Here is an 8,821-nt window from a genome sequence, read left to right as displayed (position 1 = left end):
ATTAGTATATGTGACATATACTTTGGAATTTTAAGTTATTAATAGCATATGAGGTTCATTGACAGGTAATATATTACATATTAGTATAAATTTGACCAGAGGCCTTTGGTTAAAAAATATTTGGAGGAATATACATGAATATCAAACTAGATCAAGAACAAAGTGAACTCATTCTAAAAAAAACCGGAGTAAAACTACAAGAGATTCAACTTAATGAGGGCGAGTTAAATCAAATTAGTTATGGTCCTATTACTACTGCGGCTCTAGGAGAAGAAGATCGCTGGCATTAATAATTATTTGTCCTCTTTGTTCTAAGAAAGGAAATAAAATAGGTTCTGGTGCAAAAACTTCGTCATGCTTCACGTACAATTAAAGGTATTGAAACCATTCATGCCCTATATAAAAAAAGGCGAAGTCTTCAAAGAGACTCCGCCTTTTTTTATATAGGGGTACCGCCACATCGCTATCAAGCTAACAAAACAAAATACCCCCTAAAATGAAAAAATACTGTAAAGTGATAATAAAGTTATTAAACTTAGATATAAAAAATACAAGAAATTTGCTACATTGTATCGTAATAAAGCTCCTTAAAGTTGTTTAATTTCTATCCTTTTAAAGGTATTTGTACTCAAAAATCAATAATAAAGTTATTGACTAAATAATAAATATTTAATATTGTAATTCATTTGAATAAATGTTTATTTGGAGGTTTTATTAATGAACATTTTAAGTTCGTGGCTATATAACATGAAAATCATAAAATACTTATTGGGAAGGAGTTGATAATTTAAAACTAAAGGAGAGATATTCATGATATATATAAAAGCAAATCAGAAAGATTATGATACAATTTTGAATATATGGGAAGAGTCGGTTTTAGCTACTCATCACTTTTTAAGAGCTACCGATAGAGAAGAGTTTAAAAAAGAAATACCCTCATATTTCCCACATCTTAATGTCCAGTTATGGTATGAGAAAGAGGATTTAATTGGCTTTTCTGCTATAAATAAACAACACTTAGAAATGTTATTTTTAAAACCTAATAAAATAGGTAAAGGATACGGTAAAGCTATTATTAAGTCTTTAATTAAAGACTTTGATATTACAACAGTTGATGTAAATAAAGACAATAAGAGTGCAACTAAATTCTATATTAATAATGGCTTTTTTATAGTAAATGAAACGGAAACAGATTCTTCTGGACGTCCATACCCTATACTAGAGCTAAAGTTAAAATAAGGTAAAGGTGGAAATCCTCCCTTATCTTTGATAATTGCACTAAACTGCGCGTTAGTCCAATAAGAATTAAACAACTTTATTGTAACTTAACAAAAACGCCATCCTTTCCTATGATTCTATAGAAAGAATAGCGTATTTTTTCATTTTAGGGGGAATTTTGTTTTGTTAGCTTGATAGCGATGTGGCAGGCCCCAATTAAGAAAATTATTTTGAGTTTCCCTGCGGTTGATTTTATCAACGAAAATCAACTTTAAATCCATGGTTTGTGTGACAATAACCTGTATAATTATAACTGAGGTGATGAAATGAAAGAAATCAATATTGCTACAACACTTATCGCAAAGCGCAGGAAAAAAGGTATTACGCAGGATGAACTGGCAGAATATATTGGTGTTACAAAAGCGTCTGTTTCAAAATGGGAAACAGGACAGAGTTATCCTGACATTACCTTTCTTCCTCAATTGGCAACATATTTCAATATCAGTATAGATGAATTGATAGGATATGCACCCCAAATGACGAAGGATGATATTAAAAAGCTGTATCACATGCTGGCGTCCGCTTTTGCTGAAAAGCCTTTTGATGAAGTGATTGCAGAGTGCAGGAATATCATTAAAAAATATTATTCCTGTTTTCCTCTGCTGCTTCAGATGGCGGTGCTGTTTGCCAACCACCATACGTTGGCGGTGGAGCCGGAAAAACGGACAGAAATTCTTGAGGAAGCTGTCAGCCTGTGCATTCGGGTGAAAACAGAATGCGAGGATGTTTCGCTTGCCAAAGATGCAGTATCGTTGGAAGCTACTTGTTATCTTGTGTTACACAAACCTCAGGAGATCTTGGACTTGCTTGGTGAAACCATCCGTCCCCATTCGCCGGATGATGAAATAGTAGCACAGGCGTATCAACTGATGGGAAATGTGAAAAGAGCCAATGAAGTCATGCAGATCAGTATGTATCAGCACCTTATGTCACTGGTTACAGAAATACCGTCTTATCTGTTGCTGAATGCAACAAGTGCAGAAAAAACAGAGGAAATTTTACACCGCGCTTTTGTCCTTACAGATACTTATGACCTGGAGAATCTACATCCTAACATGCTAGTAAAGATATATTATACGGCTGCACAGGTGTATTGTATGCAGGAAAATCATGAAAAGGCATTGGATATGTTGCAAAAGTATTCATCTATCTGTACTTCGGGTATTTCTTTGTATGGTTTACATTTACATGGCGATTCCTATTTTGACGCCATTGATAACTGGTTCGAGGAGTTCCAGCTTGGGTCAAAGACTGTCCGACACGAAGATACCATCAAAGCAAGTATGGTACAAGGTATTATAGAAAATCCTACATTTGCTGTTTTGGCGGAACTGCCGAGGTATAAGAGTATCATTGGAACTTTAAAATTCAAATTGGGGATGAACGAACATGAAAAACAATTATAAGAATGCACTGAAATTTTCACTTTGTATGTTACCAATTGGTATTATTGGTGGAGTACTGATTGGAATGTATAGCATCGCTACGATGAATCAAGAAATGATCAACCAAATATTAGATAAGATGTCAAAAGAATCATATATTCTAGTTTCAGGTATTCAGACGGGTATTTTATATACTGGTATTATGGGGTTTTTTGGTTATATTTTAGCCGATAAGGTAAACTTGCTGAAAAAGTTTACCTTTACAAAAAAAAGTGTTCTGATTACTTTATTTATTGGCATTATGGGTGGTCTGTTTTTATTATCAGATTACTTCACTTTCGCCAAAGTGATTCCCGAAGTCGCGGCAACTTATAAGAAGGATAATTATTCGCTAGTCTATCTGGCAGTCTCGGTTATTTATGGTGGAGTACTAGAAGAAATTATGGTGAGATTATTTTTCATGTCATTGGCTGCTTTTATCTTGTGGAAACTGTTTGCTCGCAGCAAAGACAAAGAGAATATACCCGTATGGATATTTGTAGTTGCTAACATTGTATCAGCACTTTTGTTTGCAGCAGGGCATATTCCGGCAACGATTACGATGTTTGGTGGTCTGAACGCCCTTATTCTGCTACGCTGCTTCTTACTCAACGGCATTTTAGGAATGGTTTTTGGTTGGCTGTATCGGAAGCTAGGATTGCAATATGCGATGATTGCACACGCTTTGTGTCATATTATTCCTCATGTTATCCTTGTCTGCTTCCTACTTTAATAGCGATAAAGGTTCGATACAAGATATCACTTCAAGTGCAGTGATTGCCTAGGGTCTTACATGAGAAATAATAAAGAGGAAGAGAAATAAATTCATTTATGCGTAAATGAATAGAATTTAATTATTAAGAGTATGAAAAAGCAGTTCAATTATACGAATTTGAAATTCGTCCAAACAAAGTTTTTGGTGGAGTAAAGATGCTAATATTTATTGTAAAAGTTGTACAACCTGAGAATTAAAGCGTTAATTGATTCCTTCTGAACTCATAAAAATGCCTATATTAGGTTCAAACCGATTAGATAGTTGTGTCAATGAAGCATGAGCTTCCTAATATTTATTTTCCTGTTGAACAAATCCTATTTCTCTAGCTAATTTATCCAAGATATGTGATGACATATGTCAGGGTAATTTCTCGGTAAACAATTGTAGTTCATTTTGAATAGAAAGAGTCATAAAAAACGTTATTCTCTCTGTATATTTCTACAGAGAGAATAACATTTTTTTGTTTTGGGGAACAATGAGTTTCTTAACTTGATAGCAATGTGGCGCTACCCCATGCCCATCAACTTAACAGAACAAATTGCCGCAAAAAGATAAAAATGAATTTCGGTGCTATAAGGGGTAGCGCCATCATTTCGCGGATTTTGTACGCTAAGGATAACCCCCTGGGTACATAAGGAGTCTATGTTATAGTACCAAAAACGAACATTTTCGGAACCTCCATCAAGAGTATGAAACAGATTTTTCCCCTTATTTTAAAGAGCATCATCCAATTTTGCACTTTCCGTCTATACATATTTGAGAGATAATCCTATGTATAAGTTATACAGGACATGTTAAACAGGAGGAATGAACGGATGAAAGGCTACCAGTTGTACGTGGAATTAGAAGAAAGCCCCTTTCCGATTTGGAGGCGGATTATTATACCGGATGATTTATCATTTCGTGAGCTGCATGATGTCATCCAATGTTTATTTCAGTGGGAGGATCAACACTTATATGAATTCACTGTAGGGAAGTATGCTATCTCTTCTCCACCAGACCCTGTAATTTCGTTTCACACATTAGCTATGTCAACCCCATCTCCGATGTTACACTCCGAAACTACCTTGTTAAAAAAACATATTCGAAAGGTAGGACAATCCTTTCATTATTTGTATGACTTTGGAGATAGTTGGGTAGTGAAACTTACGGTCGAAAACATGCTGGATATTCCATCCAATGCAATAAAATGTATAGGAGGGGAAAAAGCAGGTCCTCTAGAGGGTATAGGAGGGATTCCGGGTTATATGGAATTTTTAGAGGCTATAAAGAATCCAGAACACCCTCAATACCCTATCTATGAAGAATGGGACTTGTTAGATTTTGATGAAAATCATTTTGATATTGAAGTCATTAATACCGGCCTGTCTTATTCAGATGATGAGTAAGTCTGTATAAGTAAACCAGGCACACAGTTAGAATTTCTTCGACCATTACAACAAGAAGAGCCATTTTTTTGCTTAAAGTAGAAAAACGGCTCTTTTATGTTGAAATATGCTTAGCATGTAAAATTCGAGTTTTGCGGGCAGTACCCAAATTGAAAAGTGATTAAATCCCTAGTTAAAAATAATATTATCTTGACCATTCGAGCTGAACAATTGAATTCTATTTAGAAACAAAGAGAAAAAAATTTTACTATAAAATTTATTAGAAATTTATTTTTATATCGTATCCTTTCAATATAACTTGAAAGGAGAACCCTATGAGAAAATTATTTAAAGTATTAAAGAATATATTTATCATGTTTATTGCGGTTATCTTACTTATATTAGTATCCGTTTTTATATACCATAACTATCAATTAAGTAAGGAATCAGATCTTATTAAAAGTAAGGGAACAATCGTAAATATTAATAATAAAAAAATGAATGTTTATAATGAGGGAAACGGTAAGGATACATATGTATTTATGTCTGGCTCTGGGGTTGCTGCTCCTGTTTATGAAATGAAAGGAGTATATAGTAAGTTTTCAAAAGAAAATAAGATTGCTATAGTAGACAGAGCTGGTTATGGGAACAGTGATGTTTTTAACGATGGAAGGGATATTGATAAAATATTAGAACAAACGAGAGAAGCACTTATTAAAAGTGGAAATAAACCTCCTTATATTTTAGTTCCACATTCAATATCGGGAATAGAGGCTATTTATTGGGCACAAAAATATCCGGAGGAAATCCAGGGGATTGTTGCGTTAGATATTGGTTTACCTCAGCAGTATGTGAAATATAAAAGTGAAGTGGATAAGTCAACATTAAAAATAAGAGGAATGAATATTTTAACGAAAATGGGTATTCATCGACTTCTACCTTCTACTACTTATAATCCTGAAGTGATTCGACAAGCTTTTTTAAATAAACATGAAAAAGAAATTTATAAAGCAATATCGTATAAACAGTTTTTTAATGTTGATATGGAGCAAGAGCTCTTACATTCTTACGAAAACAGTAAAAAATCCGTTAACCTTCCGATACCAAAAGGGACACCTATATTATTTTTAGATGCAGTTGCTGATCAAAATAAAAACTCGAAATATACAAAACAACATTACAAAGATTATAAAGAATTTGCAGAACAACTTGAAATAGCAGATGTTATAAGATTGAGGGGAACACACAGCGTTTATTTATACCAAGCTGATGAAATATATAAGCTTTCTAAGGAATTTATCAATAAAAAAGTGAAATGAAGGGGTTCTGGTGCAAAAACTTCAGGGTAATTGCAAGTAATCTCTAAGTCTTGGACATACTAATACTATTACTCTAAAAGGGTGTGTGATCGGTATGGAAAAGAAAAATTTGTTTAAATGGAAACACTATCAGCCTGATCTTATTTTATTAACAGTAAGATGGTACCTACGGTACAATCTAAGTTTTCGTGATTTGGTGGAACAAGATCATCTGTTTATTAAAAAGCGAGTTCGTTCGATGCTAGGATTGAAATCCTTTCGCACAGCTACATACATTATTTCTGGAATAGAAGCTATGCATATGGTAAAAAAAAGGCAACTTGTTTTACTGGATAAGTCTGTCCAAAATCAAGTGAATTTCATCCATCAACTATTTGGAATTGCTACTGAAGACTAGATTCCACTAGGAAACTTTTTGCCTCTTTATATCTTTCCTAAGTATTTGCACCAGAACCATAATATGGACAGTTATACTCGTAGCAGATTTTATTTTTACCATCTCATATTTCATTTGGCCACGTAAGAAATAATAACAGTTGAAATAGATAGACAAACAAAACTCAATTCCTTATTAAAAGGTATTGAGTTTTGCTTAACATTAATATTCTTCATCTTTCTCAAAATTTTATTGAAAGGAAAATTGATTAATGAGAAATAACCATTTAAAAAGACTGATTTTTCTTATAATTACATTGGTTTTGTTATTCAATTTAAGTGTTGTAACAACAAATGCATATTCAAAAAGGGAAATAAATAACGTTCTCAAATTAAAGGGAATACAGGATATTATTTCTTATTCTTTGAAAGGAGATAATGCCCCAGGAGCATCAATAACTGTTACAAACGGGGTAGAAGTAATATATGGTCAGTACGGTTTCAGTAATATAAAAGAGAAAACACCTATAACTACGGATACTTTATTTGAACTGGGTTCTACAACAAAAGCATTTACTGCCTTAGCCATGTTGATACTGGAAGATGAAGGAATATTATCTCTTAAAGATAGCGTTTCAAAATATGTGCCATGGTTTAATGTGAATTTTAATGGAGAAAAGGTTGAAATTACTATCGAACAACTTATACACCACTCAAGTGGCTTACCAGAGAAAACCATTAACAAATTTCCAAAAGGAACTTCTCATAATCTCCTTGAAAAAACGGTTCGTTTATCGGAAGGAATCACTTTAGACTTTTATCCGGGAACACACTTCGAATATGCCAATATTGGATATGACTTACTAGCGTATATTCTTGAAATGGCAACTGGTCAAAAATACGAGGATTTTGTAAAAGAAAAAATTTTACTACCACTAGGAATGAATAATAGTTATTACAATTTAAAAGAAGCAGAAAAAACTGGTGATATGGCGCAAGGATACTTACCATTCTTCTTTAGAGCTTCTGAATATGATGCACCTAGATATCAAGGCTCATTAGCTGACGGATATTTAATTACTTCTTCAAAAAATATGGGAATTTGGTTAAATGCACAATTAGGAAGTGGTGACGTTCCCAAGCAGCTTGCACGCCTTATTAAGAAATCACACACAATTAACAATGATATCATTGTTGGTGAATTTAAAAATAAACCTTTATACTATGCATACGGATGGATAGTAACAAAAGATGGTTCATATATTACTCACAGTGGAGAAAACCCTAGTTTCACATCAAATATAATTATCCTTCCGAAAAAAGATGTGGCTATTGGAGTGCAATCAAACAGCCCAGGAAGCCAAACAATCAATATATCTCAAAATATAATGAATCATCTTAACAACAAACCACAAACGAATATAACGTTTAGTCAAGGTTCCATGGATAAAATTTTTAGTATTGGCATTCTGATATTAACTGTACTAATTATACTTGTTATGATTTTTATTAGTACGATGAGAAAACGTATTAATAAAAAAACCGAAATAAACTTCAAAAAAGAGAAGCTTTGGTTTGCTGTAAAAATGATTACTGGATTATTCTTTATGATTATACTTGTTATATGGCCGTATCTAATAGATTATTCATTTAATATGGTTCTAGTATGGATGCCATTCACTCTAATTATTTTCAATGTACTGTGTGCTTTTTTAACGACATTGTTACTAATTTCTTCAATGATTAGGTTTAACATTATAAAACAAATAAATTTCAAACAAAATAATGTTGATTCTGTTGCAAAGTTTCCGAAGATATAAAGGGATGGGGAATGTTATGGACCAGCTTTATGAAACTATTAATAATTCATGTAATGCGTTATACGTCGAAAAAACGAAGTTTGGTTGAGGACTTCGTTTTTGTTTGTATATAGCATGGACAGTTTCTATACCTTTAATAGTACGTGAGGCATGGCGAAGACTTTGAAATCCTAAAGAACGGGAGAATCGACGTTTCACATGCCGGTGATCTTGCTCAATGATATTATTGAGGTACTTGATTGTACGATGAAAGGTATTTTTGTAAAGACCTATCTCCTTTAATTTTTTGAATGCGGAAGCTAAAGAAGGGGCCTTATCTGTCGTCAGAACCGTTGGTTCTCCAAAAGATCGAACAAGTATTTTCATAAAAGCATATGCTGCTTGTGTGTCCCGTTTTTGACGAAGTTGAATATCAAGTGTTTGTCCCTCTTTATCAATTGCTCGATATAAATAACACCATTTC

Annotated in this window: 9 protein-coding genes; 8 read left to right on the top strand and 1 reads right to left on the bottom strand. The window is 33.3% G+C overall.

Going from position 1 to position 8,821, the window contains the following annotated elements:
• Positions 1–134 precede the first annotated feature (134 nt).
• The 8 genes from ACFQZ1_RS15085 to ACFQZ1_RS15050 all read left to right on the top strand — a co-directional run bounded on the left by ACFQZ1_RS15085 (position 135) and on the right by ACFQZ1_RS15050 (position 8,358).
• Positions 135–290, top strand: a complete 156-nt coding sequence (locus ACFQZ1_RS15085) for a hypothetical protein (RefSeq protein ID WP_377882999.1) — start codon at positions 135–137, stop codon at positions 288–290.
• A 520-nt stretch (positions 291–810) separates the two neighbouring features.
• Positions 811–1,239, top strand: coding sequence for a GNAT family N-acetyltransferase (locus ACFQZ1_RS15080; RefSeq protein WP_377882998.1), 429 nt, complete (start codon positions 811–813; stop codon positions 1,237–1,239).
• A gap of 305 nt (positions 1,240–1,544) precedes the next feature.
• A complete protein-coding gene (locus tag ACFQZ1_RS15075) occupies positions 1,545–2,684 on the top strand; it encodes a helix-turn-helix domain-containing protein (protein WP_377882997.1) in 1,140 nt (379 codons plus the stop codon).
• Positions 2,668–3,435 carry a CPBP family intramembrane glutamic endopeptidase gene (locus ACFQZ1_RS15070; RefSeq protein WP_377882996.1) on the top strand — a complete coding sequence of 256 codons (768 nt, stop codon included), beginning with the start codon at positions 2,668–2,670 and terminating at the stop codon, positions 3,433–3,435. The genes ACFQZ1_RS15075 and ACFQZ1_RS15070 overlap by 17 nt, the downstream gene beginning before the upstream one ends.
• 857 nt (positions 3,436–4,292) lie before the next feature.
• Positions 4,293–4,865 carry a plasmid pRiA4b ORF-3 family protein gene (locus ACFQZ1_RS15065; RefSeq protein ID WP_377882995.1) on the top strand — a complete coding sequence of 191 codons (573 nt, stop codon included), beginning with the start codon at positions 4,293–4,295 and terminating at the stop codon, positions 4,863–4,865.
• Positions 4,866–5,179: 314 nt separating this feature from the next.
• The gene (locus ACFQZ1_RS15060) at positions 5,180–6,163 is read left to right on the top strand and encodes an alpha/beta fold hydrolase (protein WP_377882994.1); all 984 of its coding nucleotides are present in this window, start codon (positions 5,180–5,182) and stop codon (positions 6,161–6,163) included.
• A gap of 94 nt (positions 6,164–6,257) precedes the next feature.
• Positions 6,258–6,560 carry a DDE-type integrase/transposase/recombinase gene (locus ACFQZ1_RS15055; RefSeq protein ID WP_377882993.1) on the top strand — a complete coding sequence of 101 codons (303 nt, stop codon included), beginning with the start codon at positions 6,258–6,260 and terminating at the stop codon, positions 6,558–6,560.
• 250 nt (positions 6,561–6,810) lie between these two features.
• Positions 6,811–8,358 carry a serine hydrolase domain-containing protein gene (locus ACFQZ1_RS15050; protein ID WP_377882992.1) on the top strand — a complete coding sequence of 516 codons (1,548 nt, stop codon included), beginning with the start codon at positions 6,811–6,813 and terminating at the stop codon, positions 8,356–8,358.
• Positions 8,359–8,385: 27 nt separating this feature from the next.
• On the opposite strand, the gene ACFQZ1_RS15045 is transcribed toward ACFQZ1_RS15050, so the two are convergent.
• The coding region (locus tag ACFQZ1_RS15045) for an IS6 family transposase (RefSeq protein WP_377882991.1) at positions 8,386–8,821 on the bottom strand (436 nt) is incomplete at its 5' end.

Origin of the sequence: Bacillus sp. CGMCC 1.60114, assembly GCF_042676365.1 — a bacterium.
Lineage (GTDB): Bacteria > Bacillota > Bacilli > Bacillales > Bacillaceae_G > Bacillus_A > Bacillus_A rhizoplanae_A.
This window is presented reverse-complemented; position numbering and strand designations above follow the sequence as displayed.